The following is a 26055-nucleotide window of genomic DNA, read 5'->3' on the forward strand; positions in this document are numbered from 1 at the left end:
TTCTCTATTTTTTTTAACCTAAACTCTACCTATCATGGAAAAGATCGAAGAAAGAACTGTTTTCAGCATTCCTTTTGGTGAATTGAATGTATTTGAAACGAATGTAGTTTGTCATGATTTTCCTTTCTTTTTTGAAAAGCCTGTCATCACGCTTATGCTGAGTGGCAATAAGATCATTCGCAGCGAGGATGAGACTTTTGAGTTTAATGAAAGAAGTGTATTTATTCCGCCCTGTAACAAGGAATTGAGCATAGATATTCACCCTGTTTTCAAAGAACCTACCAAGTGTCTTGTATTAAATATTGAGCAGGAATATATTGACAGTGTATTCGCTGAAGTAATTGAAAACTGGCATCCGGATTGGGACAGAACGGGAATTATGATGAAAGAAAATGCGGTGAAAAAGTTTGTAAGTTCGGATGAATCTTTGTGGAGAAGCCTTACTAATCTTTACAACAGAAGAATTGATGGAAATCTTCATGGAACCTCAGATTTTCTTTTAAGCTTAAGCCTGAAGGAACTGATTTATGAGCTGATGAAAACCAATGCAAAACATATCCTTTTGTATTCTGACAAGACAGGAAATGCGCAGAATGGGCTGCAGGAAGTCGTTCATTTTATCAAAAACAATTACAGAGAACCGATTACCATTAAGAAACTGGCTGTAATTGCAGGAATGAGTGAAGCCAATCTGTTTAAAAAGTTCAAGCATTCGTACAACTGCACTCCGGTAGAATATATTATCCAGCTGAGAATAGAACATGCAAAACAGCTTTTGATCAGTAATCCTGAAATTGGAATTAAAAATATATGTTTCGAATCCGGTTTTAATACGCTGGAATATTTTTATAGAAAATTCACCCAGATCACCGGAAAGTCTCCGAAGAAGTTTAAAATAGATTGATAAGGGCTGGAAGATGGAAGGAGGTTAGTACCATTCTTTTTATTTCCGATAATTATCATTATTAAATAAAGTTAATCGTCTTATGTATTATAAAAAGATATTCATTGTTTTAAGTCTTTTCTTATGCTGTATTTTTCATGCACAGACTCTTCATTTGTATGGCGGTGTGGATCAAAAAGAATACCTGGGATGCTTAAACTGTGACAATTTTGATAAGAATTCAATATGGAATAAGTTCAGTGATTACGGAAATGTCTTCAGTTCAAAATCCATCTGGAATGCCTATGGAAATTATGGAAGTACATACGGTCCCTATTCACCATGGAATTCTTATACTTCTTATCCTCCGGCGATCCTGGATCAGGATGGAAATTTCTTTGGATTTCTTACATTGAACCCTTATAAATCTGACAGGTCTGAGCTGGAGCTGGCTTTGATTTTATGTAAACATCATGAAGAAATTAAAAGTGATGTTGGGGGTTGGTATGAGCGGTTATTTCGGTAAACCATCCTGTCAAAAAATCTTCAGTTGTGGTATTTGTGAATAGGGCAACTGTTGTGGGTATATGGAAAAGTATAAAGATTAATTGGTTGTAAGGCGCAAAGATTTCGTCTCCGATACAATGGATTATTACTTTGTATTTACAGTGAAAATTTATTTAACTTTTCCTATTATTGAATTCAAAAACGAAACTCCTCCATTATGTTGAATGATTACAAAAAACATGAATTGTTCGGAAAAACTCTGATACAGAAAATTGATCTGAAAGGTCCATTCAGATACGATTTCCCAGTTTCGGAGCAAGCCTGTTTTTTGTATGTTCTTAAAGGTGAATTTCAATATAAAACGGATGAACAGGAGTTTAATATTCCCACAAATTATTCTCTTTTTCTCAATTGTATCAGCTCGGGAAAGCATATTCAAAATTCTGAATCTGAGGATCATTGTGAAATTGTCATTGTTACTTTCTATCCTGAGATCCTGAAAAAAATCTATGACAGAGAACTGCCTTCATTGCTGCAGAAGCCTGCAAATATGGTTTCAAACAAATCCAATGAAAAAATAAATAATGATTTTCTCATTCAAAAGTATGTAGAAGGGTTGCTTTTTTATTTTGAAAATCCATCTCTCGTTAATGAAGATATATTAGTTCTTAAATTAAAGGAAATTATTTTATTGCTGGCTCAGTCACAGAATGCTAAAGCCGTTCAGTTGATTCTGTCACAGCTTTTCTCTCCCACTACCTATTCTTTCAAGCAGATCATTGAAGCTAATTTATTTTCACAGTTAACCATTGAACAGCTTGCAGAGCAAAGTAATTTAAGTATATCATCCTTCAAAAGGGAATTTGCAAAACTATATAATGACACGCCTGCCAACTATATAAGAAACAAAAAGCTGGAAAAAGCGGCCGAATTGCTGTCGATTTCAGACGAACGCATTACGGATATCGCATTGGACTGCGGTTTCAATGATCTGGCTACTTTTACAAAAAACTTCAGTGATAAATATCTTGTCACACCTTCCAGTTATCGCCAGCAGCAGAAGGAAAGATAACTAAAACGCTTTTTATGTAATGATACAGGCATTTCTTATTTCAATAAGGGATGCTTTTTTTGGACCAAAATCTCAAATTCTTGAACTAAATCACAAAGTCATTTCTGTATTTCTATTGCAAATTTGTACCATCAGTTTCAGGGAACAAAAATATACCTGCCCGCCTAACTGAATAAGTATACATTTAAAATAATATCAATATGAATCTATCAAGTTTAGGAATTTTTCATACTATTATTGGTATCACAGCACTTGTGGGTGCCATTATAGGATTTATCAAATATGGTAAAATCAATCTGGCTCAGCCGTCAGGAAAAGTATATTTTTATGCAACAGCTGTTACGTCGCTTACCGCATTGGGCATCTCAAAACATGGAGGTTTTAATGCAGGACATGTGTTTTCATTATTTATCATAGTGCTAATCTCCATTTCCTATTTTCTTTTTGCTAAAAAAAAGGAAGTCAGAAAAGCCCGGTATTTTGAGAACTTCCTGCTGTCATTCAGCTTTTTTCTGTCGCTTGTTCCGACTGTTAATGAGACTTTCACAAGGGTTCCAATAGGGCATCCTTTGGCTAAAGATATCAAAGATCCGATTATTGGCCAGACCCTTCTGATTATTTTCCTTCTTTTTATTATTGGATCTGTTTTTCAGTTTATGAAGCAGAAAAGAGAGAATGTTGAAATTTCACGATAATAAGGCGTTCAAAAAATTGTAAAACCACCCCGTCAAAAATTCAAAGAATTTTTGCCACCCCTCCGGAGGAGGGGAATTTTTACGTCTTCAGTTGTGGTATTGGTAAATAGGGTAAGGATAGATGGGTTGGAAAACGCAAAGACGCAAATTGTTTCCTAAGCTGTATGTTTTTAAGGCGCAAAGATTTTATCTCCGATAAAATAGGTAATGTCAAAATTGGTTTAGCTTAGCTGGATCTGAAAGTCATCGCTCAAAGTCAAAACACCTTCTGCAATGGCTTTCGGGTGTGTGGTGAAACCCTTCAACTTTGATGTTTTTCCTTTTAACATAAGGTCTAAAAGCTGTTTATCTGATAATTTTTTACCGAAAATTTCAAAGGTAATTTTAAAACCGCAATTTTTGAAATCGGAGCAACCTACTGCCGTTTTCCCTTTGATCAGATTGTGTTCTTTACATTTAGGGCATTTCGTTTCTTCCCAGGACTGAAGTTCTTTTTTCTGTGCAGGTTCTCTTTTTTTCTTCTCCTTTACTTCTTCTTTTTCTTCGTCCTGAAGGGTAATGACTTTTCCTTTTCCGTACACCACTTTTTCAGTGAGTTCTGTCACCATCTGAATCAGTTCTTCTTTGAAAAGATTGGCTTCATACTCCCCTTTTTCAATTTTACGAAGCTTGGATTCCCATTCTCCGGTAAGCTCCGGGCTTTTTAACAGCTCGTCTTCGATGGTATCAATCAGCTGGATTCCGGTTTGGGTAGCAATCAGGTTTTTTCTTTTCTTCTCGATGTATTTTCTTTTGAAAAGGGTTTCGATGATGTTCGCACGGGTAGATGGTCTTCCGATGCCGTTGTTCTTCAACATTTCACGCAGTTCTTCATCTTCTACCTGTTTTCCGGCCGTTTCCATGGCTCTCAGCAATGTTGCTTCGGTATATGGTTTTGGAGGTGTTGTTTTTCCCTGGTGGATCATCGGATCGTGTGGTCCGGTTTCTCCTACAACAAATTCAGGGATGGTTTGTTCTTCCTCCTTTTCTTTTTCCTTATCGGTGGTTTCTTCTTTGGGTTCTTTGGCATAAACGGCTCTCCATCCTGCTTCAAGAACCTGTCTTCCACTGGTTTTGAAAGGAATGGTTCCTACTTTTCCTTCTACCAAAGTATTGGAAATTTTACATTCCGGATAGAATACGGCAATAAAACGTTTTGCAATCAGGTCATAAATCAGTTTTTCTTCCCTGCTCAAATTCTGAGAAGGTGGAATTTCTGTAGGAATGATGGCATGGTGATCCGTTACTTTTGCATCGTCGAAAACAGCTTTTGATTTTGGAATCGGAGCTTCCAGTAATGGAGCAATCAAATCCTGATAAGGGTACATTTTCTGAAGAATACCCGTTATTTTCGGATATAAACTCTCGGATAGATAAGTGGTATCAACACGAGGGTAAGTCACGTGTTTCTTTTCGTAAAGACTTTGGATATAATTCAGTGTATTTTCTGCTGAATATCCGTATTTTTTATTGGCTTCTACCTGAAGTCCGGTCAAATCGAAAAGTCGTGGATTTTTTTCTTTTCCTTCTTTAATTTCGAAAGAAACGATCTCAAATGGATTGACTTTAAGGTATTCCAGTCCTTTTTCTGCACGTTCTAACGTTTTTAAACGATCGATCGCCGCATTGAAAATCACATCACGATATTTGGTTTTCAGTTCCCAATATTCTTCTGTGGTAAAGGCATCTATTTCTTTCTGACGCTGCACCAGCATCGCCAATGTAGGAGTTTGCACTCTTCCAATGGAAAGAACTGCTTTATTTCCTCCAAATTTCTTGGTAAAAAGCCTCGTAGCATTGATTCCCAATAACCAATCTCCTATGGCTCTCGCATTTCCGGCCAGATAAAGATTCTTGTAATCTTCTGCAGGTTTTAAGCTTGCAAAACCTTCTTTAATGGCATCTTCCGTCAATGAAGAAATCCATAAACGCTGAATCGGTTTGTTGCATTTTGCTTTCTGCAACACCCAACGCTGAATGAGTTCTCCCTCCTGCCCGGCATCCCCGCAGTTAATGACCTCATCACATTCTTCCACCAATCTTTCAATGACTTTAAACTGATTTTCAACACCTTTATTCGGGATCAGCTTGATTCCAAAACTGCTGGGAATAATGGGTAGTGAAAAAAGATTCCAGGATTTGAACTGTGGACCGTAATCGTGAGGTTCTTTAAGGGTACAAAGGTGTCCGAACGTCCATGTTACGCAATAGCCGTTTCCTTCCATATAGCCTTGTTTAGGCGTGGTAGCGCCCAATACTTTGGCGATATCTCTGGCAACACTGGGTTTCTCGGCAATACATAATTTCATGAACTCGGGTTTATTGAAGGAGTGCAAAAATCGGGATTTTTTTTGACATTGCAAATTGGGATATATATCAACTTTAATATAAGAGATCGTTTATGTAGAGATATATTAATATTCACTTCATTTTTTGTGTAAATGTCTATTAATAGCAGTAAATACTACATGCTTTCTTTTTCTAATTTGATTCATAAAATGATCCTCTTCAAATATTGAACAGCAACGTTTTACATAAGAATAATAATTAGATTCTTTTTTACCATTAGAAGAATAGTGTGAAAATTCATAAAATCCTCTATCATTCTTAACTAAGGAATAACGTTTTCTATCCAGTATTTTAAGTTCAGTACTCTCAGAATCTTTAACCTTTAAAGGTCTATTATATAACTTTTTTATTTGATTAATATAGATCGCCTTCTTTGCTTCTGGATTCTTATCCACTAAAGTCCGTGCTCTTTTACATCTTCTCTTTGTTATTGAAATGATTTTCCTATAATAGGAAGATAGGTTAGCCGATTTTATCACTGTCTTATATCCTCTAAATTCAAATCCTAGATATAATAATGGAGTTTCTTTTTCTTCCTGTGTTGTTTTATTGACTTTAAAACAAGTCAATCTTTTCTGATTATGTTTCGGAGAATAATTAATATTTCTGAAAATAAATTTTTCAGTTTTATTTTTACTGATTTGAACTTTACTTTCTTCTACAAGATCATAAATATATTTTTCAATAAATTCTGATTGATCAGGTGTACAAACTACAATAATATCATCAGAATATCTTCGATAGTAAGCCTTTCTTTCTGTAACTATATCATTGACAATTTTTAAATCAAAATCGTATAAATATAGATTTGCAAGAAGCGCACTAATAGGGAGCCCTTGTGGGATTCCGATATTTATCTTTTCTTTAGAAAAAAACGGATTATTATAAATTCTAAGTTTTCCCTCTTTAATCGTTTTCCTAAATTCTTCATTACTTTCAAAGAAACATTTGAAACCTTTTTCTTTTCTAATTTTAGCAAGCTTTGACTCATCAAACCCTAGCCTTCGTCCTTTTCTATTTCTCTTTTGTATTCTTAAATCATCAAGAAGTACGTATCTAAATCTTGTACAAGCCTTAAAAACATTGTAATGATCTTTTGGCAATTCATCAACTTCTAAAAGCCATTTCCACTTTTGTTTTAAAAATTGATGATCCAAACTAGAGAAGAAGCTTTTTAAATCAAATGTCATTACACAGACATCTTTATTTTCTCCTCTTTTTTTTATTTCGTCAAAAGCTTCTTTTGCAAAGTGAATTGTACTTTTACCCTTTTCATTTTCTTTAGAAATTGGAATTTTACGATATGCATTTACAGAAGCATCTAATACAGGATTTTCCTTTAATTTTTTTTCGTAAAGCTCATTAAGAAGATCTTTGTAGTATCCATATATGAGTGCATCCATGTGACTGGCATAATGCAAAGGACGAAGCTTATGTGTTTTTTCAGGTTTGTTGGTTTCTTTATGAAAATGACAATGTCTACGATTATCATTATGTTTATGCTTTTCAGAGTCCCCTTTCTTATATTTTCTATCTTTTAAGATCGTATGTATAAGTGGATAAAATGCATATCTTTCTGTGTACTCCTTATTCGTAATGTTTTGATAATATTTTACCCAGTCCTCACCTATTTTAAGGGAAGGAGATAAATGCAAATAGCCTTTTTCTTTTATCCAATCAGGTTTTTCCATTATAAAAAAATGCTTGCAAAAAGACAATAACATTTTATAATTACATACAGCTTACGCCCAGATAAGTACCCAATTACTGAGTCATTGAAAATTTCGTAATTATTAATAGAAGCACTATTAGGCATAGTCCAAACTGTGTGTTTAGAGCTAATAACTAACATTATAATACAACATGAAAGCAAAGATAAGATATAAATTTATCCTTTTGGTAGTTTCATATATAATTTGTATATTGCTACTAATACTGTCAGGCCTCCCATGTATGGGGATATCAGCACTGATGAAATTATTAATCCTTATAATCCAATTATTATAAGTAAATCTTTTAACTCTAAAAGATCTTTTATCTTAATTCTAGTTGTAATTAAACTTCTTTTTACAAGCAACTCAAAAATAGTCATTTATTAGTATATTTGCTCAATAACTTTGAAAATATCAATAAACATGGAAAATCTTTCCATTGGAGATTTTATATGTCTTAAAAATCATCCATACTTTGAAGATAATAACTTCATTAAGATAGCATCTAATGCTAATATGACTCCTCCAATCATGGTCATTGGAGAAATATTAAACAAAAATGAATACAATAGCTTAACCGGCAAAGCGATTGAAAAACAATTCAAATGCTATTATTACTCCCACAAAGAGGGGAAATTTCATAATACTTGGTTTAAGGAGGATCAGATAAAAAAACTAGACTCAATAAGTACATACTTAAATTTAGAAAAGTTAGTTTCAATTGAAGATTACGAAATAGATTATTTAAAGAAAACTTATTTAAATAATCTTGTTTGCCTAAAAAATGTTGATTTTGAACTTAACAAAAAAAAAGTATTTATAGAAAACTCTAATGGATTAAGAGCTAATAAAGAACAAAATCATCTAGATTTTTTACCTCCAGTAATGACAATTATTGACATTGTTAAAAACAAAGAAGAAAAAAAATTTTCAACAAAAGATCCAGAATTACTTGAAAAAGATTGCTCTAAATACTTATTTAAATGTAGATGGTATAATCCTCAAACGATCACTTATTCAGAAGAATTTTTACCTTCAAAAATCTTAGGTTTAGTAACTATTGACATAAATTCACTAGCCAAATTAAAAGATCTAAAAGTCAAAGACATATACTATCAATACTCATTAAATAAAGATGAAGAAATTGAGTTTGAAGATTCTTCTTCAAAACTAAAAAAATCTTTATTGACGGTTAATGAAATTGTATTTAACCATTATTATTATAATTTTGAATATTTTGATCTTTTATCTCAAAAAAGAATAGTAAAACCTATTTACGAAATTAATTCTATAATGCAAGACGTTGATAATTCAGAATTTTGTTTCAATATTGAGAAAATCTTTGGTAAAAGTTATCCTAGTTATAAAAAAGTTTTCACTGGAATTGATGAAAAAATTTTTACCCCTAATGAATATTTCTTAATAAATTATACTGACAAGGTAGATAAAGTCACAAAAAGAGTTATAAAAGTAATCGGTATAGATCATTATACGGATTCTGATGGACAAGATTTTATTTTCATTATTGCAAATTGTACCCTCCGAAATGGGCATATACGTCATTTTAATATAGACAAAATATCTAAAGTTGTAGAAATAAAAGATGGAACTAAATTATTTGAAGAATAAATAGCAAAAAGCCCCCTTATAAAAAGGAGGCCGGATCAACAATGTAATGAAACTAGGTTCATTATTTCTTTTTTACTTCTGAAATGGCATCGGCAATTCCTCCACCTGCAGTTTCAAAGAAGGCAGGACCAGCCAGAAGGTATACTTTTTCTATTTTTTTTGTGGTGGAAAGTTTGTGTTCTTTCAGGTAATTTTCAGAACGGTTGGCATGTACAATTCCTCTTACTACATTTCCTGCTACCAAAGCAGTTGGAGAATCTATTCCGGCATCTTTCAAATCGCTGGCAAAGGCAAAATTGGTAACGCCTAACCTCATAGCTTCACGAGCGGCCACTTCTCCTACGGAAGTCATTAAGCCGGGTGTGAATTTGTTACGGTCACCCAAACCGATCAATAATAATTTCTTTGCAGACATCGATCCTGCAGGAGGCGTAATTAAAATGGTTTCCAAAGAATGTCCCTGAAATTGTCCTGTTTTTCTAAGATTGGTCAGTTCTCCTTTTAAAGCTTCATCAAGATGAACCAATCCGTTCAATTTTGCCGGTAATGCCTGAGCACTGAAGATGTCTCCTTCTGTATATTCGAAAACACAGGCTACCTGAAGCTGGGCGTCAGCTGAAGAAGGTCCCTGAACCAATCCTACCATGGAGATTCCGTCTACGGTTCCCCAGTTTTTGGAAGTTCCGATGGCTGTTGTTTTTGCAGGAGTTGTAGTTGTGGTTTGTGCAAAGTTTAATGTAGATAATGCTAAAGTTGCAATTACCAGTGATTGTTTTAGTGTATTTTTCATGTGATTTATTTTTTGTTGTTTATTGTTGATGGTTGCTGGTTATTTTTGTTGATTGTTATTGGGTAACGCAAGGGCGCTAAGCTTTTTTAAAGGTTATGTTTTTAAGGCGCAAGTCGCTTCGCTCCAGCTATTTTTATTTCTTTTTCAAAGGTAGTTTCTGTAGTGAAGATGGACATTGATGTGGGATAATTGTTCAATTTATTTTCAAATTATCTCATTTTCAGATTCCATGTGTGTTTTTTAAAACTTAAATACGAGTCTGGAGTTGATGAACAGTCCGTCTTTGTGGTTGTCGATTACCTCATTGATGAAGGCTCCGGTGTTGAAATATTGTATTCCGGTATTAAAGGTTAAAAATGGATTGATCTTATAATTAAAACTTCCTAAGAAAGCTGTTCCAATGTATCTCTTTTTTGAGTTTGAAGATGGTAAATTCAATGTTCCGCTGGGTCTGTAAATTCCATCCTGAGTAGAATATCTCCAGTTGAAAACTACGTCTGCCTGCACTGTTATTTTTTCACCCAAATCAATGGTTGCATAAGGATGAATATCAATTAAATTCACGGGGCCGATCTGAGGATTAAATCCAAAATACCCTCCTTTCGGATATAGGGGATTAAATGTTCCTAATGTTCCGTCTCCTTTATTGCGGTCCCCTGAGATGTAATCATTTCTAAGGTTGATGGTCGGTTTTCCCTTTACATTTTCAAACATATATCCAACATCTGCAGAAGCCGTCCATGCGCTGATATTTCCTTTATTAAAGTTACCAAATTGATAGGCTGCTTCAAAATTATAAATAAGCCCTCCTCCATATTTCCAGAATCTTCCGCCGAAAGTATGCCTGTTCTCATCGGAAAGTCCGTCCTCAAAGCGTACATCTTTTCTGTGAATTCCTAAATAATAGAATTCCAGGTTTCCGCTTCTGGGAATAATCCATGTATTGTAGCTTCCCCAAAGGTTGATTGATTTTGAAGATTTGTTATCGAATGCTCCCGGACTTATTTCAGTGGCCGCCATCATAAAGGCATCAGATTTGAAATTTCCTCTTTTGTACATGAATTTTAATCCATCAAAATAGAGTCTTAAATTCGGACCTTCTCTTACCGAGATCAGTCTTCCGCTTCCATAATCAAGTTCCTGTCTTCCTGCACGCACCGTAAGTTTTTCTTTGTCATTTTTCAAAATATCAACATCAATGAAGAGATTCTGAATATTCAAATGGTCTTCGTCAATAGGTCTTGGTCCGTTTTTTCTTCCATTTTCCCACGCACTTCTCACCTGTCCGAAAATTCTTACCCGTGAGCCCAGATGCAGATCTGCATGCACATTGTATCGTTGAATTAGAAAAGGATTGCTTCCAATGTCAATTCTTCCCCAATCTTCATTATTAAAGTCTACAAATTCCAGTCTTGCTTCTCCTCCCAATGACAAATAATTGTTGTTGTTTTCTGAAATCGGTATGTATTTGATGGAGTTGTAAAAAGTTTTTGCAGAGTCTTTATAGGAAGCATAATCTTCATCAAACCTCATCAGTTTGAACTGAGCAGAAAGCTGAGCCGGAATAAAAATCTGCAGAAACAGTACAATGGCAATCAGTTTTTTCATAATGATTTCTTTGTTAAATAATGATCCACAGAATATTTCCCTGCACCCATAAACAGTAAAAACAGATAACATAAACTGTACATAAAAGGAGTATCTTTTACCAGCAATGCATCATTCCAATGAAGAATAAAATATCCTGTAAGGGTCACTGCTAAGATTGGTAACACAGCAATTCTTGTAAAAAATCCAAAGATCACAAATACCGGAAATACCAGATTGGCAGCATCAGCAAAAAGACTGTTGAATGCTTCCGGAAGGTGCAGCGGGTTCGGAACCTGCTCGGCTTCTGAAACCCCTACTCCTATTTTTTTTAGTCCGTGGGCTACGATTAATTCTACGGAAAGTAAGATTCTGAAAATTAAAAGTGCTACATCAGTTAATTTCCTTTCCGGATTGGTATTGGTGATGATATGGATTATTTTTTTCATGATTGGAATCAATTTTTAATGATGATTTTTGTTTTTTTAACCGCAGATTGCAGGGATTGCCACGGATCATTGGCGGTATTTAATCCTTTTGATGGCTTTGCGTGTAAGACCACCCCGTCAAAAATTCTTTGAATTTTCGCCACCCCTCAAGAGGAGGGGAATTTTTACACCTTCAGTTGAAATGTTTGTACCTTTTGTGGTTTAAAAAATTATTTTGTCTGATAGCCACCGTAATATTTTACGGGTGACCAGTCTGGAATAACTGGAAGTGGTGCAGGTGCAGCTGTTTTGTAAGTTTCATCGCCATACACTACTTTTCCATCCACGATAGTCAGTTTTGAAGTGATATTTTTGATTTCTTCATCATTGACTGTAAAGTAATCTTTATCCAAAATAGTAAGATCTGCAAAATATCCTTTTTGTATTTTTCCTTTCTGGTAGTCTTTGATCAGTTTGTATCCTCCGTAGGTAGAAAGTGATAAAGCTGTTTTTCTATCCAATGTATTTTCTTTGCCCATCACCTGAGTTCCTCCTATTGTTTTCCCTGTGGTGATCCAGTATAAAGCAATCCATGGATTATAACTTGCCACTCTTGTTCCGTCTGTTCCCAATCCTACGGGAATTCCCATTTCAAGCATTTTTTTCACTGGAGGAGAAGCTAAAGCCGGCTTTTTGCCATATCTGTGGATGAAACTTTCTCCCTGATACGCCATTCTGTGCTGTACTGCAATTCCTCCGCCCAAAGCTTTAATTCTTTTCATATTATCTTCGGTCACGGTTTCTGCATGATCAATAAACCATACTAATCCATTCAAAGGAGTTTCTTTGTTGACTTCTTCAATAACATTTAAAAATCTGGTGATACTTTCATTATACGTCGCGTGAATTCTGAAAGGCCATTTATTTTTTACCAGAAGACGAACTACCTCTTTCATATTCTTTTCCATGGTAGCTGGAAGTTCCGGTCTTGGGAAAAGAAAGTTTTCAAAATCGGCTCCGTCTGATACCAGGTTTTCACCGCCACCGTTGACATGATAATCGATTTCATTAAAATCATTGTGACCATGGTCATCAATTTCTACCATTCCGATCCATTTAGTATAATCGGCAAGTTCAGAACCTTTTTTCTGGGCAAATAAATAATAAGGAAGTCGAACGGTAATTTTCCCCTGTTTATTCAGCTGATCTGTTGTTCCATAGTCATCCGGAAAATTCTGGAATCCACCTCCTGCATCCATTACCGCAGTCACGCCTAATCTGTTCAGTTCGGTCATATACTGGAGGGTAGAGTTTACTTTTTCTTCTTCTTTCAGCTCCGGCAGTTTTGCCAATGTTGAATAAAGGATAAAAGCATTGGGTTCTGCCACCAATAATCCTGTAGGATCTCCATTATTGTCTTTTTCGATCAGTCCCTGTGCAGGATTGGGAGAATCTCCGTTGATGTTCAGTTCTTTTAATCCGGCTTTGTTTAACCAGGCTTTTCCGTAGAGATACATGATGAAAGTGGGAACATTTCCTGTAGCTTCATTAATTTCAGCCAGTGTGGGAAGTCGTTTCTCTTCAAACTGATATTCATTCCAGCCTCCGATCACTCTTACCCATTGTCCTTTGGGAGTTCTCTGAGCCTGTTCTTTCAACATTTCCAGCGCTCTTTTCAAAGATTTCACTCCATCCCAGCGTAGTTCGGTATTGTAAAATCTTCCTCCTCGGATTACATGCAAATGGCTGTCAAACAAGCCGGGAATCACTCTGTTTCCTCTGGCATCAATGACTTTTGTATTGCCGTTTTTTAATTTTAAAATCTGGGCGTTGGTTCCCACCTGTAAGATTTTATGATCCTTGATAGCAACAGCCTGTGCTTCGGGATTTTTATCATCCATTGTGGTGATCTTTCCGTTGGTGATGATCATGTCTGCTTTCTGAGCGTTCAGGATTCCTGCAGCCAAAACAGCGGAAAGTGTAAGTATATTCAGTAGTTTCATAATTTCAATATTTAAGATTGAAGGTTTCGGCAGGCTTTCAGCCTGCCGAAACAGTCCCATTAATGTTTCAACATTTCCTGAGCATACTGAATTCCAATCCCGTAAGCTCCGCCATGCTTTTTCATCAAATCATTAACTGGTTTGTATGTTTCTTTTCTTGCCCAGTCTCTCTGCAATTCCAATACATACTGAACAGAAGTGATGGGATGTGCCCCTGCCTGAACCATACGCGTGATTGACTGGTCGTGAGCTTCTTTAGAAATATCACCTGAAGCATCTGTTACTACATATACATCATAACCTTCGTCAATCGCTGATAACACAGGTCCTACAATACATACGCTTGTCCATAATCCGGCAAAAACCAGTTTCTTCTTATTCTTTCCTGTAATAGCTTTGTGAGCGTTGACGTCTTCCCATGTATTCATGGTAGTTCTGTCTACATATCCGCTTGTTGCTTCTGGATATACTTCTGAAATTTCCGGGAAAACAGGTCCGCTGAATGATTTTTCTGCCACCGTCGTTACCACTGTAGAAACATTAAATATTTTTGATCCACCTGCTATCAGTGCCACATTATTTCTTAATTCTTCCATGCTGATGCTTTTTGTTGCAAAAGCCATCTGACCTTCATGGTCTATGAGTACTACTGCATGATTGGTAGGATTTAATAATGATTTCCCAGGGTTTTGAGCTGATGCTGTTAATGATAATAAACCAGCTGCAAAGGATAGGATTAATTTTTTCATAATAATTTAAAATTTAAGGGTTGTTATTTATGTTGAATTTTTTATTTATAATGTCATGGGTACTTCCATCAAAAGGATTTCTGTACCTTCTTTAAGGGCTTTGATGGTAATTTCCTGAATATCCCAGATTCCGAATCCATCACGTTCTTCTATCGTTTCATTACCTATTTGCGCACTTCCTTTAAGAATAAAAGCATAGATTCCGTTTCCTTTTTTTCTGATCTGGTAATGAGTTTCTTTATTCTGATCAAAAGTTCCCAGATGAAACCATGCGTCCTGATGGATCCATACACCTTCGTCATCTGCATTAGGAGAAAGAATCTGTTGAAATTGATTGTAACTTTTTGTTTTGTCTAAAGTAATCTGATCATATCTCGGAGTAACATTTCTTTTTTTCGGATAAATCCAGATTTGAAGGAATTTCACAAGCTTATCACTGTTTTTATTGAATTCGCTGTGCATGATTCCAGTTCCTGCGCTCATCACCTGAATATCTCCGCTTCTGATCACTGCTGTATGTCCCATGCTGTCTTTGTGTTCGAGGTCACCTTCCAAAGGAATACTGATAATTTCCATATTGTCGTGAGGGTGTGTTCCGAAACCCCTTCCTGCTTCCACTTTATCATCATTCAGGACTCTTAATACTCCGAAGTGCATTCTTTCAGGATTATAATAATTGGCAAAACTGAAAGTGTGCTGACTCAACAGCCATCCGTGATCTGCTTTCCCTCTTGAGCCTGCTCTGTGAATAACAGAGTTTTCTTCTATTTTTGATTCTGTATTGGGTAGATGATTGTATCCGATCGGTTCTAATGGTTCGATCTCATCAATGTCATTTTTCATAGCACTTGCTAAAGAAGCAGATGCTACAAACATTCCTGTTCCCAATAATCCTTTCTTTAAAAAATCTTTTCTGTCCATATCAGATTGTTATTTGTTCTTGTTTGATAGGACAAATTTAGAGAGACCGGAAACCCTGCACATTTAACTAGTTTAATAAATGACTTCGAAGCAAAAAAAAATGCCGGATACAAAAGTATCCGGCAGTATGAGTATATTGGGTTGTTGTTTTTCGGAAAACACAAGAGTCTTTTTTACTATTAAAACCTACTTAATTCTATTAATATTGTAAAGAATAACTTTATTTAGATTCCTACAGAATGACAAACTGCGTGGGTAAGGCCATTATTGCAATTGTGTTATTCCGTAATAATCTAGCACATATTATTCAAATAAGAAAAGTATCAACAAAAATTCCCTTCTTCCGGAGGGGTGGCGAAAATTCAAAGAATTTTTGACGGGGTGGTCTTACACGCAAAGTCATCAAGAGCAAAAAATTTGCCTAGTCATTGATGCAGATCTCTGCAATCTGCGGGTATAAAAAATTAAGATTTATTTTTCTTTTGAAGCAAGTCGCTTTCTGATGGTACTTACAAATTCTTTTGAAACACCAAGGTAAGAAGCGATGTAGTACTGTGCTACTCTTTGTGGTATTGAGGGATATACTTTAATAAATTCAAGGTATCTGTCTGAGGCGGTTTTGGAAATGGTGTTTACCAGTCGGCTCTGCAAAGTTGCCAGATTCCTCTGAACCAGCATTCTGAAAACTCTTTCGAATTTAGGAATCTCCTGCAGTAATTTTTCTTTCGTTGAAGGATTCAGCATATAGATTTCCGAATCTTCCAGGGTTTCAATATACACTTTAGAAGGTTTCTGTTCCTGAAATGATGCAATATCACTGATCCACCAGTCTTCTATGGCAAACAGCAGCGTTACTTCAGAACCGTTATCATCCAAACAATACATTCTCACACATCCTTTGTGAATATACCCTTCAAACTGGCAGATCTCTCCTTCTCTGAGCAAAACCGTTTTCTTTGGAAACGACTGGCAGGCAAGCAGGTCTGTGAAAAATTTTTCTTCATCAGGAGTGATTGAGATAAATCGTGTAATGTTTTTGATGATATTTTCGAACATAATGTCAGGTTTATCCCTGCAAATTAGGAAAAAGACTGTAAACTTCATTCTTTAAAAGGCCACTTCCTCCTCCATAATGATCAATCACTTTAACCTCTTTATCTAATTCTGCATAAAATTCTTTGATCTCTTTTTCAAAATCATCTTCAAGACCGGAACTTAAAAGGACAATATCCACCTTATTTTCTCTAATATATTCATAGCAGAAATCTTCATCACTTTGTATTTCTGCCGTCCAGCCTTCATTATTTTCTATAATTCTTTTTAAAGTATCCAGAATTTCCTGGTTTTTTCCAATCACTAAAAAATGTAATGTTTTCATGTTGTTCAATGTTTAAAATTCAAAATTCAAGGTTCAGAGTTTAATGTTTATATTTTTATGTAAAGGGTAAAATGATGATTTAGATTCCTGCGGAATGACAATGTGGGTGCATAAATAAAAACATATAATTTGTCCATTCCGTAGAAATCTGAACACTTTTACTCCCAAATGCTCCCACTCAATAACCCGAGTCTCGAAGCCTGCCTCCACACTAACAACTCTAATACTCTCAAGCCCTCAGACTCTCAAACAAACTCGAAACCCGCATCCCGAAACCTTCTACAAATGTTTATTCCCCGTAATTTTCAATTCGTTTAAGTCCAGTTGTGATTCTGCTTTTCGGATCTCATCATCACTGAAGAGTTTTTCACGTTTCATTTTAAATAGTTCTTTTCGCTGTAAAGCAAATATATCCAGCATCACTTTATGATATTCCGCCATATCATTTTGCCTGTTGGTACACATTTCAATAGAGCTTAAATGATTTTGATGAAGTTTAATATCACTTTCCAGAGCTTTTTTAAGATTTTCAAGCAAGCCATTACTGTTTACGGCTTCATTGTATTCGTTATCGAGTTTATGAACAGCAAGTCTATCCAGTCTCATCTGAATTCCTGCCTGTTGTTCATGGGAAGGAAGAATAGCATCAATTTCACCTATTTTGGTTAATTTAATAATTAAAGGTAAGGTCAGCCCCTGAAAAACCAATGTTACAAAAATGACGACGAATGTGATAAAAATGATCAGGTTTCTCATTGGAAATTCTGCTTGTGAATTCATCATAACCGGAATAGACAAGGCTGTTGCCAGGGAAACCACTCCTCTCATTCCTGCCCAACCGATAATCAGGGGATTTTTCCATCCCGGACTTGGATCACGACGTGCTTTTTCACTGAACCATCTTGGAAGATGGGCCACAGGATAAATCCATAAAAGACGCACTACAATGACGATCAGGCTTATAATTAAACCATATTTGATTCCTTCCATTACAGAAATTTCACCTAGTCCATTGATTATATCAGGAAGTTCAAGACCTATTAATACAAAAACCAAAGCATTCATCACAAAAATCAGCGTATTCCAGACTCCCGTCATATTGATTCTTGTGGTTCCTGTTTTAAAAATTTCATGAGCACGGAAAGACATAAACAATCCTCCGCTTACTACAGCCATCACTCCTGAAAAATGAAAATGCTCCGCGGAAAGAAACAAAATATAAGGTGTCATTACGGTGAGTGCTGCATCAATAGCGGGTGTAGTAGGTAAAAAACGGTGAATCGCATAAAAAACATGAGCTCCTGCAATTCCTACAACAACGCCCATTCCTGCTACCAGAAAAAACTGTCCTGTCGCTTCATGCATTGAGAAAGCTCCTGTCATTACAGCTGCCAGAGCAAATCTGAAAACAATCAGTGAAGAGGCATCATTAATCAAACTTTCTCCTTCCAGAATGGCAATCGTACGTTTGGGAACTTTTAATCCTTTTAAAACCGTTGTGGCTGCCACTGCATCCGGAGGCGAAACAATTCCTCCCAATAAAAATCCCAGTGCCAAGGTAAACCCCGGAATCAACATTTGTGAAGTATAAGCCACTACCAGAGAAGTCAGAAATACCAATCCAAAAGCCAAGAGACTGATGGGACGTTTCCATTTCCAGAAATCATTCCATGAGGTATACCAGGCCGCTTCGTATAAAAGAGGGGGTAAGAAAATCAGAAATATAATCTCCGGATCCAGCTTTAGAACGGGGACTCCGGGAATAAAGCTGATTCCCAATCCGGCAAGAACCAGAAAAATAGGATAAGCAATTTTGATCCGCTGTGCCAGCATGACCAGCAGCATAACGAGTAATAAAAGTCCCAGGATTAAAAGGAGTTGTTCGTGCATTCGTTTTTAGTAGTTAGAAATTAGAGGTTAGAAGTTAGTTTTCATATTCTGGTTATTTAGGTTTCGGCTAAAGCCAGTGATTTTTTGTTTTTTTGTTTGGCGGGCTAAAGCCCACCGTTATTGAATGCTAATTTATGATTGGGTTAGACTTCCTACGGAGTGACAATGTGAACGGATAGATAATGCTCATACTTTGTCACTCCGTAGGAGTCTCCATTTTACTTAAACACTTAAATGGTCATTAAAATTATAAATATATTCAATCTTAAAAAATACTTATTTAAATATCAATGAATTAGCTATTCCAATTTCGTCCTCGTTAATAGAATGTCCGAAATTGGCATATACTTTTTCTGTTACATCTGCATTCATTTCTCTTAAAATATTAGCTGTAGCATATACTCTTTCTATAGGAACATGAAAATCGGGGTTACTGGTTCCCAGAAAAACCGGGGTTCCGGCAAAATCACCTTTATAATTTTCACGGTTGATCTTATCTCCTATCACTCCGCCAATAATGGCCGCTGCTCCACCAAACTTCTGAGCATTTCGTGCTAAAAATTCAAGGGTAAGACAAGCACCCTGAGAAAATCCGAAAAAGTATATATTTTCAGGTTTAATTCCGGCTTTTACAGCAGCTTTCACTGTTTCTTCAACCATTTCAAGGGCTGATGATAACCATGGTTCGTTTTGTTCTACCGGAGCTATAAATGAAAAAGGATACCATGTGTGATTCAAAGCTTGCGGGGCTAGCAGTGCATAATCTTTTACATTCAGATGCTGGGATAAACTTAAAATATCCTGAGCACTTCCTCCACGTCCATGAATCATGATCAAAGCTTTCTCTGCCTGATTCAATAGTATTCCTGCTGTTTTTATATTTAAAATATGACTCATTATTTTTATCTGAATTTTTCTGTTGGATAATCGATTTTGGGAAGAACTTCTTTCAACCGTTCTCTTCTTTTTTCAAACTGTTGGGGCAATTGCAGATCTTCTCCTAAAAATGCGGCTTCTTCGTCTACATCGAACCCGGGACCGGAAGTTGCAATTTCAAACAAAACACCTCCAGGCTCCTTAAAATATACGGAAGTAAAATATTTTCTGTCTTTCACTTCTGTATGTTCCAGTCCGTATGCATTTAATCTCTTTACCATTTCGAGCTGGGTTTCTGCATCGGGAGTAGCAAAAGCTACATGATGAACGGTTCCTCTTCCGGCTAATCCTTTCAAAGCATTTGGGGTAGATAGCAGATCTACATATTTCCCGGGCATATTTTCTGTTCCCAATCTCAGTCTGTCCGGACTTTCTTTGATGACTTTATGATCCATCTGAGTGGTCAGAAGTGCGGCTGTTCTTTCATAAGCATCCTGCCAGATTTCAACGTGATGGATTCCTTTAATGGCATAATCTTCAGGAATAAAACCGTTATAATATCCTTTTCTTTCGTCTTTATCATTAAAAACCAATTCCAGTCCCAAACCATCAAAATCTTCAAGATAAATGAAAACTTCATCAGAAAGTCTTTGCTGTGGCTGCTTAAAAGGAATATTAAACTGTTCCAGACGGTTCATCCAATAATCCAGGGCATCTAAAGAAACTGAAAAAGCAGTGGTATTGAGCATTCCTTTACCATGTCTGCCATTGATCAAATCTTTACCATAGGGAAAAGTAGTCATAATTGTCCCCGGTGTCCCGTATTCGTCACCGAAATAAAAATGATAAACATCTGAGTAATCAAAATTGACCGTTTTTTTGACTAACCGAAGTCCTAAAACACCGGTATAAAAGTCTATATTTTCCTGTGCATTGCCGGTAATTGCCGTAACATGATGCAATCCTGTGATAAGTTTCATTGTGTTGAAATTGTTAATTGGTTATTATGATAGCGTGCGAGATTTCGAGATTCGGGAGACGAGTTGATACGTTCGAGGCTCTCAAACTCCCTACAGCACCTCCTTTAACCATACATCATTATATTCTTCCGGGTGACGTTTGAACTGTGCGTGAACATACGGACACAACGGAACAATTTTCAAATCATTTTCTCTTGCGTAGGAAACCAGTCTTTCCAGTAAAATTTTGGCAAAACCTTTTCCTTCATATTCTGTATTCACTTCGGTATGGTAAACGGTCAGCTTTTGTCCAATCACTGAAATATCCATTTTACCTGCTTTATGATCGTCTGAGAAAAGCTGTATCTCTCCTTTTCTTCCTTCTAAAACTATTTCTGTTCTTTCCATTTTTCTTATTTTTAAATCTTTATTCAAAATTAGCATCTTTATAAGATATCGCCGATGATCTATGATAAGTTCGGAAGTACACCTTCTATTTTCTCACGCATTCCTTCGTATTGAACGGGAAGTTTCAGGTGGGTTCCCAATTCATTTAAAGGTTCATCCACAGTGAATCCCGGATTATCGGTTGCAATTTCAAACAAAACTCCTCCCGGTTCACGGAAATACAGTGAGTAGAAATAATCTCTGTTGATTTTCGGAGTAATGCTCAGCCCTGCGGATAAAGCTTTCTCACGATATTCCATCAAAACATTGTCATCTTTCACTCTGAATGCAATGTGGTGATTGGTTCCCGCTGCATTTCTTCCGGCAGGAACTGCATTGTTTTCAATAATATCAACAAGATTAGCCGTATCAATCGCATTTGTTGCCAATCTGTATCTTTCTCCATCCTGTTTCTGCAAATTATATCCTAAAATATCGGTTAAAACTTTGATGGTGGGATCTGCTTTTTTTAAGGTTAAAGTGACATTATGGAAACCTTTCAACGCATTCTCATTCTTGATATCATCTGTTGTCCATACTTTTCTGTTGTCTTGAGTGGATGGTTCTATTAACTGTAACTGAAGCCCGTCCGGATCTTTAAAAGAAATCATTTTTTCTCCAAATATCTCACCTTCTTCTGTAGCAACATTCAAACTCTGCAAATGATTTTTCCAGAACTCAAAGCTTCCTTTGGGAACAGAATACCCTATGTGAGTAGCCATTCCGCTTCCATTGGTACCTTTTCCTATTCCTTCCCATGGAAAGAACGTAAGAATGGTTCCCGGAGTTCCATTTTCATTTCCAAAATAGAAGTGATACGTTCCCGGATCATCAAAATTTACAGTTTTCTTTACCAGTCTTACTCCTAAAACTTTGGTATAAAAATCTAAATTTCTTTTCGCGTTGTCTGCAATAGCAGTGATATGATGCAGACCTAAAATTCTATTGTCCATGTCTTTTAATTTTGATGCTAAATTACAGTGAACAGAAATCCTGTGCATTTAACTAGTTTAATAAATGCAAAACTCCCTTTCCGGAAACACATTTTAAATCTTTTTTAAACAGACCACAACCAACCTTTACACAATTCTCAAAAAATTCAATTTATTTTATGTTTTCCATAACCCCAATTACCAGTCAATTTCTATAATATTTGAATTTAAAAGTATAAAATATTGATAAACAGTTTTAAACAGGCAAAAATAAAAATAGATAAAACACTGGAATAAAACCAATTAACCCATTAACAATAATTTAATATTTAAAAAGTCTACTTTTTTAGTGGACTAATAAAAATTATATTATATATTTGCAAACGTATTCAGGAAATAAGACAAAATGAAGGCAGAATTAATAAATAATTCAATAAAGAAACACACCATCAAAAATATGATGAAGGATATCTGTATGCCTATACATCAAGAATACTGTGGTTGACCTTACTTTTATTTAGATATATTTTCAAAGGCTTTACCACGTGGTAGAGCCTTTTTTCATTGAACACAACAACATTAAAAAAATAAAAATGAGCAATTCTAAAAACAAATGGTTGATTCCATTGGCGTTTACAAACATCTATGTGATATGGGGAATTACGTTTTTAGCTATTTCATTTGGCTTAAAAGGTTTTCCGCCATTCATTCTTTCGGGGTTAAGATTTCTGGTTGCCGGAATTCTGATGATCGGGTATCTTCTGTCTAAAGGAGAAAAAGCAAATTCTCTGATCAACTGGAAGAAAAATGCCATTACCGGTATTCTGATTCTTACCGGAGGAACCGGGCTTGTAGCCTGGGGAGAACAATATGTAACGGCTTCTGAGGCAGCCATTTCGATTGCAACCGGACCGTTCTGGTTCATTGCTATTGACAAAAAGAACTGGAAATATTATTTTTCGGATAAATTCATTCCGATAGGATTGGTTATTGGTTTTGTAGGATTGGTGATGTTTCTAAAAGGAAGTGTACATTCGAATGCTCATGCATTGGCAGACGGAAACCTACGTATTACAGCATTTATAGTTTTGGGATTAAGTTCTATTGCATGGGTACTCGGTTCTCTATATTCAAAGAAAAATCCGGCTTCCCAATCTACGTTTATGAATATTGCGCAGCAGCTTATAGTAGCGGGATTAACCTCTTTTATCATTGCTTTTTTCAGAAAAGAATGGACTGATTTCTCAGTTTCTGCTGTTCCGTTATCGGCATGGTTTGGGGTTCTATTTTTGATCTTCTTTGGATCGATAGTCGCTTATTTGTCGTACATTTGGCTTCTGTCCGTAAAACCCGCTGCCTTGGTAAGCACCCATACCTACATCAATCCTATTGTAACAGTGATTGCAGGCTGGATTATTGCCAACCAAAGCATCAATGGAGGTCAGCTATATGGTTTATTCATCATATTGCTGGGAGTACTTCTAACAAATGTCACCAAGTATTTCAGACTTTCAAAACGGTCCAAGGTCAAAATCAGAAGAGTAAGAAGATTTTTTAACAGAGCAGGCAGACGATATCAGCCTATTTAAAAAAAGTATATATAATATCACAATGATAGAAATCAGAAACATATCAAAAACGTTTCACCAGAAAAAACAGTCCTTCAAAGCACTGGATAAGGTGAGCCTTACCATAGATAAAGGAGATATCGTAGGAATTATAGGATTTTCGGGTGCAGGAAAAAGTACCCTGATTCGTACAGTAAATCTATTGGAAAGACCGGATGAAGGACAGATTATTATTAATGGAAAAGATTTTACTAAGCTTAGCTCCAAACAACTGGCTGACGAGCGTAAAAAAATAGGAATGATCTTCCAGCATTTCAATCTTCTTTCTTCAAGAACTGTTTTTGATAATGTAGCGCTTCCTCTGGAACTGGACAGTACCAGTAAAGATGAAATCAACAGAAAAGTAAACGAATTACTAAAGATCGTAGGCCTTGAAGACAAAGCCAACGATTATCCTAAAAGCCTTTCAGGAGGACAGAAACAAAGAGTAGCTATTGCAAGGGCTCTGGCCAATGATCCTCACCTTCTGCTTTGTGATGAAGCCACCAGCGCACTGGATCCGGCTACCACGCAGTCTATTCTACAGCTTTTAAGAGATATCAATCAGAGACTGGGAATTACTATCCTTTTAATTACCCACGAAATGGAAGTCATTAAAGCGGTCTGCAACCATGTTGCTGTGATCGACAAAGGAAAATTATTAACAAAAGGAACTGTAAGCGAGATTATTTCGGACAAAGAAAACCCGATCATCCGCCAATTTATAAATTCAGACATCATGACCCTGCCACAGGAATTCATTAGCAGACTGCAGAAAGAACCCAAAGACGGTTTATTTCCGCTTGTCGAAATAGAACTTAACGAAAACATAAGTGTTGAACAAATTCTTTCAGCACTTTACAACCAATATAAAATCCCTTATAAATTGTTAAAGGCAGACGTAGAGTATTTTGGAGATTCCAATTTCGGTAAACTTCTGCTGCAGCTTCAGGGTGAAGCCGAGGAAAACCAACAGGCGATCTATTATTTCAATCAAAATAAAATTCAAAATACAGTAAAAGGATATGCTTAGTGATACGGTAATTGCCCTTTTGGCAAAAGGAACCTGGGAAACGGTTTACATGACATTTTTATCCGGATTTTTTGGATTTGTATTGGGACTTCCGGTTGGGATTATGCTGTTTTTAACCAGAAAAGACCAGCTGTTGGAAAATGCTTTCTATCATAGAGGACTTTCTATTTTGGTTAATATTTTCCGTGCAATTCCTTTTATTATTCTGATTGTATGGATGATTCCTTTCACAAGAGTTTTAGCAGGAACTTCTATTGGAGTGAATGCTGCTTTAGTCCCGCTAAGTGTGGGAGCTGCTCCGTTTATTGCAAGACTTGTGGAGAACAGTCTTATTGAGGTTCCTCATGGTCTTATAGAAACGGCAAGAGCGCTGGGAGCCTCTCCATTGCAGATTATCAGAAAAGTATTGCTGCCTGAAGCACTTCCTTCATTAATTAACAACGCTACTATCACTTTGATTACACTTGTAGGCTACTCTGCAATGGGTGGTGCTGTAGGAGCAGGAGGACTTGGACAGGTAGGTTACCAATACGGATATATCGGATATGATATTGTCATTATGAATACCGTTTTAATTTTACTTGTTCTTTTGGTTTTCATTATCCAGTTTATGGGCGACAGGTTGTCAAAAAGATTTGATCACAGGTAGTTGAGTTGAAGAGTTTGAGGGTTTGAGCGTATGAGAGTTCATTTATCTTTTACCTTAATACCATTTAAAATAAAAAATAGAATGAAAAAAATAAAGATTTTTGGTTTATTGGCTGCAGGAATATTGCTTTTCAGTGCCTGTTCAGGAAGAAAAGATGATCCGAATTTTATCCGTGTAGGAATTACTTACGGTCCGGAACAGGAAATTGCCGAAGTAGCAAAAAAAGTAGCGAAGGAAAAATACAATCTGGAAGTGGAATTGATCCCTTTCAATGATTATGTAGTTCCCAATGAAGCATTGACTAACGGCGATATTGATGCCAATGCTTTTCAACATATTCCTTATTTAACGGAGCAGTCCAAGCAAAGAGGCTACAATCTTGTACCGGTAGGAAATACATTTGTTTACCCAATCGTAGCCTATTCAAAAAAGATTAAAAATATCAGTGAATTAAAAGAAGGCAATACGATTGTTATTCCCAATGACCCTACCAACGGTGGGCGGTCTCTACTGCTTCTGCAGAAAAGTGGTCTTTTAAAATTGAAAGACGGTGTCGGACTTCTACCCAAAGTAACGGATATTACAGAAAATCCGAAACAGCTGAAAATTATGGAAATTGAAGGCGCTCAGATTCCAAGGGTTTTGGAAGATAGAGATGTTGTTGTAGGCATCATCAATAACAACTTTGCAGCTCAGGCAGGTTTGGATCAGGAAAAACAAGGCATTCTTGTTGAAGATAAAGACTCACCTTATGTCAATGTAATCGTTGCAAGACAAGACAATAAAAACAGCCAAAAAGTAAAAAACTTTGTAAAAGCATATGAGTCTCCGGAAGTTGAAAAGAAAGCCAAGGAAATCTTCAAAGGAGGTGCTGTGAAAGGATGGGATTGATAAGTTGAAGGGTGGAAAGTTTTAGAGTG

At 36.2% G+C, this 26055-nt stretch carries 24 protein-coding genes; 9 read left to right on the plus strand and 15 right to left on the minus strand.

The window, feature by feature from the left end:
* The first annotated feature begins 34 nt into the window (after positions 1-34).
* From LKL37_RS09700 to LKL37_RS09715, 4 genes are all read left to right on the plus strand, one after another.
* The gene (locus tag LKL37_RS09700; protein ID WP_431610352.1) at positions 35-904 is read left to right on the plus strand and encodes a helix-turn-helix domain-containing protein; all 870 of its coding nucleotides are present in this window, start codon (positions 35-37) and stop codon (positions 902-904) included.
* 82 nt (positions 905-986) lie between these two features.
* Positions 987-1409, plus strand: a complete 423-nt coding sequence (locus LKL37_RS09705) for a hypothetical protein (RefSeq protein WP_431610353.1) — start codon at positions 987-989, stop codon at positions 1407-1409.
* Between the two features lie 198 nt (positions 1410-1607).
* Positions 1608-2462, plus strand: a complete 855-nt coding sequence (locus tag LKL37_RS09710) for a helix-turn-helix domain-containing protein (RefSeq protein WP_431610354.1) — start codon at positions 1608-1610, stop codon at positions 2460-2462.
* Between the two features lie 200 nt (positions 2463-2662).
* Positions 2663-3157 carry a hypothetical protein gene (locus tag LKL37_RS09715; RefSeq protein WP_431610356.1) on the plus strand — a complete coding sequence of 165 codons (495 nt, stop codon included), beginning with the start codon at positions 2663-2665 and terminating at the stop codon, positions 3155-3157.
* A gap of 221 nt (positions 3158-3378) precedes the next feature.
* Here LKL37_RS09715 and LKL37_RS09720 read toward each other — a convergent pair whose 3' ends face one another.
* Together LKL37_RS09720 and LKL37_RS09725 are read right to left on the minus strand one after the other, a co-directional pair.
* Positions 3379-5505, minus strand: a complete 2127-nt coding sequence (locus LKL37_RS09720) for a DNA topoisomerase 3 (RefSeq protein ID WP_431610357.1) — start codon at positions 5503-5505, stop codon at positions 3379-3381.
* 117 nt (positions 5506-5622) lie between these two features.
* The gene (locus LKL37_RS09725; protein WP_431610358.1) at positions 5623-7236 is read right to left on the minus strand and encodes a reverse transcriptase domain-containing protein; all 1614 of its coding nucleotides are present in this window, start codon (positions 7234-7236) and stop codon (positions 5623-5625) included.
* A gap of 444 nt (positions 7237-7680) precedes the next feature.
* On the opposite strand from LKL37_RS09725, the gene LKL37_RS09730 reads away from it, so the two are divergent.
* Entirely contained in the window at positions 7681-8886 is a 1206-nt protein-coding gene (locus LKL37_RS09730; protein ID WP_431610359.1) for a hypothetical protein, read from the plus strand.
* A 61-nt stretch (positions 8887-8947) separates the two neighbouring features.
* On the opposite strand, the gene LKL37_RS09735 is transcribed toward LKL37_RS09730, so the two are convergent.
* The 13 genes from LKL37_RS09735 to LKL37_RS09795 form a co-directional block, all read right to left on the minus strand.
* On the minus strand, positions 8948-9676 hold the full coding sequence (locus tag LKL37_RS09735) for a M17 family peptidase N-terminal domain-containing protein (RefSeq protein WP_431610360.1): 729 nt from the start codon (positions 9674-9676) through the stop codon (positions 8948-8950).
* A gap of 240 nt (positions 9677-9916) precedes the next feature.
* The gene (locus LKL37_RS09740) at positions 9917-11284 is read right to left on the minus strand and encodes an alginate export family protein (RefSeq protein WP_431610361.1); all 1368 of its coding nucleotides are present in this window, start codon (positions 11282-11284) and stop codon (positions 9917-9919) included.
* On the minus strand, positions 11281-11712 hold the full coding sequence (locus LKL37_RS09745; RefSeq protein WP_431610362.1) for a DoxX family protein: 432 nt from the start codon (positions 11710-11712) through the stop codon (positions 11281-11283). Before LKL37_RS09745 ends, LKL37_RS09740 begins: the two co-directional genes overlap by 4 nt.
* Before the next feature lie 209 nt (positions 11713-11921).
* Complete coding sequence (locus tag LKL37_RS09750; protein WP_431610363.1) at positions 11922-13694, minus strand: amidohydrolase; 1773 nt, start codon at positions 13692-13694, stop codon at positions 11922-11924.
* Positions 13695-13753: 59 nt separating this feature from the next.
* Positions 13754-14443: a hydrolase gene (locus LKL37_RS09755; RefSeq protein ID WP_431610364.1), complete on the minus strand. Its 690-nt coding sequence runs from the start codon at positions 14441-14443 to the stop codon at positions 13754-13756.
* A 45-nt stretch (positions 14444-14488) separates the two neighbouring features.
* On the minus strand, positions 14489-15364 hold the full coding sequence (locus tag LKL37_RS09760) for a pirin family protein (protein WP_431610365.1): 876 nt from the start codon (positions 15362-15364) through the stop codon (positions 14489-14491).
* A 471-nt stretch (positions 15365-15835) separates the two neighbouring features.
* Positions 15836-16420, minus strand: coding sequence for a Crp/Fnr family transcriptional regulator (locus LKL37_RS09765; protein ID WP_431610366.1), 585 nt, complete (start codon positions 16418-16420; stop codon positions 15836-15838).
* Between the two features lie 10 nt (positions 16421-16430).
* Entirely contained in the window at positions 16431-16742 is a 312-nt protein-coding gene (locus LKL37_RS09770) for a hypothetical protein (protein ID WP_431610367.1), read from the minus strand.
* A gap of 279 nt (positions 16743-17021) precedes the next feature.
* On the minus strand, positions 17022-18632 hold the full coding sequence (locus LKL37_RS09775) for a Na+/H+ antiporter (protein ID WP_431610368.1): 1611 nt from the start codon (positions 18630-18632) through the stop codon (positions 17022-17024).
* Positions 18633-18908: 276 nt separating this feature from the next.
* A complete protein-coding gene (locus LKL37_RS09780) occupies positions 18909-19529 on the minus strand; it encodes an alpha/beta hydrolase (protein ID WP_431610370.1) in 621 nt (206 codons plus the stop codon).
* 5 nt (positions 19530-19534) lie between these two features.
* A complete protein-coding gene (locus LKL37_RS09785; RefSeq protein WP_431610371.1) occupies positions 19535-20488 on the minus strand; it encodes a ring-cleaving dioxygenase in 954 nt (317 codons plus the stop codon).
* A gap of 90 nt (positions 20489-20578) precedes the next feature.
* On the minus strand, positions 20579-20875 hold the full coding sequence (locus tag LKL37_RS09790) for a GNAT family N-acetyltransferase (protein WP_431610372.1): 297 nt from the start codon (positions 20873-20875) through the stop codon (positions 20579-20581).
* A 59-nt stretch (positions 20876-20934) separates the two neighbouring features.
* Positions 20935-21867: a ring-cleaving dioxygenase gene (locus LKL37_RS09795; RefSeq protein ID WP_431610373.1), complete on the minus strand. Its 933-nt coding sequence runs from the start codon at positions 21865-21867 to the stop codon at positions 20935-20937.
* A 572-nt stretch (positions 21868-22439) separates the two neighbouring features.
* Here LKL37_RS09795 and LKL37_RS09800 point away from each other — a divergent pair.
* The 4 genes from LKL37_RS09800 to metQ all read left to right on the plus strand — a co-directional run bounded on the left by LKL37_RS09800 (position 22440) and on the right by metQ (position 26026).
* Positions 22440-23435, plus strand: a complete 996-nt coding sequence (locus LKL37_RS09800; RefSeq protein ID WP_431610374.1) for an EamA family transporter — start codon at positions 22440-22442, stop codon at positions 23433-23435.
* Positions 23436-23457: 22 nt separating this feature from the next.
* Entirely contained in the window at positions 23458-24486 is a 1029-nt protein-coding gene (locus tag LKL37_RS09805) for a methionine ABC transporter ATP-binding protein (RefSeq protein WP_431610375.1), read from the plus strand.
* Complete coding sequence (gene metI / locus LKL37_RS09810; protein WP_431610376.1) at positions 24479-25135, plus strand: methionine ABC transporter permease MetI; 657 nt, start codon at positions 24479-24481, stop codon at positions 25133-25135. The genes LKL37_RS09805 and metI overlap by 8 nt, the downstream gene beginning before the upstream one ends.
* Before the next feature lie 81 nt (positions 25136-25216).
* Positions 25217-26026, plus strand: coding sequence for a methionine ABC transporter substrate-binding lipoprotein MetQ (metQ, locus tag LKL37_RS09815; protein ID WP_431610377.1), 810 nt, complete (start codon positions 25217-25219; stop codon positions 26024-26026).
* The last annotated feature ends 29 nt before the right edge of the window (positions 26027-26055 follow it).

The sequence above is a fragment of the Chryseobacterium sp. 'Rf worker isolate 10' genome, assembly GCF_050753305.1.
GTDB lineage: Bacteria > Bacteroidota > Bacteroidia > Flavobacteriales > Weeksellaceae > Chryseobacterium.

What these genes read in the sequence shown, in the direction of transcription:
- LKL37_RS09750 (WP_431610363.1), bottom strand. Translation starts at nt 13,694, where the DNA reads ATGAAACTACTGAATATACTTACACTTTCCGCTGTTTTGGCTGCAGGA.
- LKL37_RS09770 (WP_431610367.1), bottom strand. Translation starts at nt 16,742, where the DNA reads ATGAAAACATTACATTTTTTAGTGATTGGAAAAAACCAGGAAATTCTG.
- LKL37_RS09725 (WP_431610358.1), bottom strand. Translation starts at nt 7,236, where the DNA reads ATGGAAAAACCTGATTGGATAAAAGAAAAAGGCTATTTGCATTTATCT.
- LKL37_RS09790 (WP_431610372.1), bottom strand. Translation starts at nt 20,875, where the DNA reads ATGGAAAGAACAGAAATAGTTTTAGAAGGAAGAAAAGGAGAGATACAG.
- metQ (WP_431610377.1), top strand. Translation starts at nt 25,217, where the DNA reads ATGAAAAAAATAAAGATTTTTGGTTTATTGGCTGCAGGAATATTGCTT.
- LKL37_RS09765 (WP_431610366.1), bottom strand. Translation starts at nt 16,420, where the DNA reads ATGTTCGAAAATATCATCAAAAACATTACACGATTTATCTCAATCACT.
- LKL37_RS09740 (WP_431610361.1), bottom strand. Translation starts at nt 11,284, where the DNA reads ATGAAAAAACTGATTGCCATTGTACTGTTTCTGCAGATTTTTATTCCG.
- LKL37_RS09775 (WP_431610368.1), bottom strand. Translation starts at nt 18,632, where the DNA reads ATGCACGAACAACTCCTTTTAATCCTGGGACTTTTATTACTCGTTATG.
- LKL37_RS09720 (WP_431610357.1), bottom strand. Translation starts at nt 5,505, where the DNA reads ATGAAATTATGTATTGCCGAGAAACCCAGTGTTGCCAGAGATATCGCC.
- LKL37_RS09745 (WP_431610362.1), bottom strand. Translation starts at nt 11,712, where the DNA reads ATGAAAAAAATAATCCATATCATCACCAATACCAATCCGGAAAGGAAA.
- LKL37_RS09700 (WP_431610352.1), top strand. Translation starts at nt 35, where the DNA reads ATGGAAAAGATCGAAGAAAGAACTGTTTTCAGCATTCCTTTTGGTGAA.
- LKL37_RS09705 (WP_431610353.1), top strand. Translation starts at nt 987, where the DNA reads ATGTATTATAAAAAGATATTCATTGTTTTAAGTCTTTTCTTATGCTGT.
- LKL37_RS09805 (WP_431610375.1), top strand. Translation starts at nt 23,458, where the DNA reads ATGATAGAAATCAGAAACATATCAAAAACGTTTCACCAGAAAAAACAG.
- LKL37_RS09715 (WP_431610356.1), top strand. Translation starts at nt 2,663, where the DNA reads ATGAATCTATCAAGTTTAGGAATTTTTCATACTATTATTGGTATCACA.
- LKL37_RS09710 (WP_431610354.1), top strand. Translation starts at nt 1,608, where the DNA reads ATGTTGAATGATTACAAAAAACATGAATTGTTCGGAAAAACTCTGATA.
- LKL37_RS09760 (WP_431610365.1), bottom strand. Translation starts at nt 15,364, where the DNA reads ATGGACAGAAAAGATTTTTTAAAGAAAGGATTATTGGGAACAGGAATG.
- LKL37_RS09795 (WP_431610373.1), bottom strand. Translation starts at nt 21,867, where the DNA reads ATGGACAATAGAATTTTAGGTCTGCATCATATCACTGCTATTGCAGAC.
- LKL37_RS09785 (WP_431610371.1), bottom strand. Translation starts at nt 20,488, where the DNA reads ATGAAACTTATCACAGGATTGCATCATGTTACGGCAATTACCGGCAAT.
- LKL37_RS09800 (WP_431610374.1), top strand. Translation starts at nt 22,440, where the DNA reads ATGAGCAATTCTAAAAACAAATGGTTGATTCCATTGGCGTTTACAAAC.
- LKL37_RS09780 (WP_431610370.1), bottom strand. Translation starts at nt 19,529, where the DNA reads ATGAGTCATATTTTAAATATAAAAACAGCAGGAATACTATTGAATCAG.
- LKL37_RS09730 (WP_431610359.1), top strand. Translation starts at nt 7,681, where the DNA reads ATGGAAAATCTTTCCATTGGAGATTTTATATGTCTTAAAAATCATCCA.
- LKL37_RS09735 (WP_431610360.1), bottom strand. Translation starts at nt 9,676, where the DNA reads ATGAAAAATACACTAAAACAATCACTGGTAATTGCAACTTTAGCATTA.
- LKL37_RS09755 (WP_431610364.1), bottom strand. Translation starts at nt 14,443, where the DNA reads ATGAAAAAATTAATCCTATCCTTTGCAGCTGGTTTATTATCATTAACA.
- metI (WP_431610376.1), top strand. Translation starts at nt 24,479, where the DNA reads ATGCTTAGTGATACGGTAATTGCCCTTTTGGCAAAAGGAACCTGGGAA.